Below are 705 nucleotides of genomic sequence, written 5' to 3' on the forward strand. Positions count from 1 at the left end.
TATTCGATCATGAAAGAAGCCAATATCAAACCGAAATATCTGAAACACAAGATAAAAACGACCATATCTAAAGGGAATGATCGAAAACTTCACAATCTTCTGAAAAGACAATTCAATCCAAAAGATCTAGAGCGCGTATGGTGTACCGATATCACCTACATCTGGACAGAAGAAGGATTGTAGATGTCAAGTTAAAAATGTACAAATTCGATGAGATAAAAATGCTCAATTTTGTTTGAAAGATACTGAAGGATCTTTTCGATCCTTCTTTCGATTTTGACCAATTGCTTTATTCCTGTTCGGTGTGCGGCTTCTTCTTGATATGGTCTTTCATACGGTAAGACTTTCCGGTAATGGACACGACATGCGCATGATGCAGGATCCTGTCCAGGATCGCATTGGCCATAACGGGGTCCTGAAATATCTCGTCCCATTCGCCAAAGCCGATATTGGTTGTCAGTATCGTGCTTTTCTGTTCGTATCGTTTGTCGATCAGCTGAAAGAACAGTTTCGACTCTTCTTTTGTGATCGGCAGATACCCGATTTCGTCGATAATCAGCAGCTTGTACCGGCTGTAATTCTTCAAACGGTTTTCCAGCCGATTTTCTTCGTTGGCTTTTCTCAGCTGCTGGATGAGGTCGTGGCATTTGATGAAGTAGGTGCTGTTCCTCTTCTTGGCGGCTTCGATTCCCAGGATCGTTCTCG

The 705-nt window shown here is 42.3% G+C and carries 1 protein-coding gene and 1 pseudogene; one reads left to right on the top strand and one right to left on the bottom strand.

The genetic code is table 11. The features are described from left to right. Window positions 1–183 (top strand): annotated as a pseudogene (locus BO225_RS12460) (IS3 family transposase); the annotation flags it as partial. A gap of 106 nt (window positions 184–289) precedes the next feature. On the opposite strand, the gene BO225_RS11440 reads toward BO225_RS12460, so the two are convergent. Beyond that, window positions 290–705 (bottom strand): ATP-binding protein (locus BO225_RS11440; protein ID WP_158023844.1); only part of this gene is annotated, 416 nt, incomplete at its 5' end.

Origin of the sequence: Dubosiella newyorkensis (genome assembly GCF_001945605.1) — a bacterium.
In the GTDB taxonomy this organism is placed as follows: domain Bacteria; phylum Bacillota_I; class Bacilli_A; order Erysipelotrichales; family Erysipelotrichaceae; genus Dubosiella; species Dubosiella newyorkensis.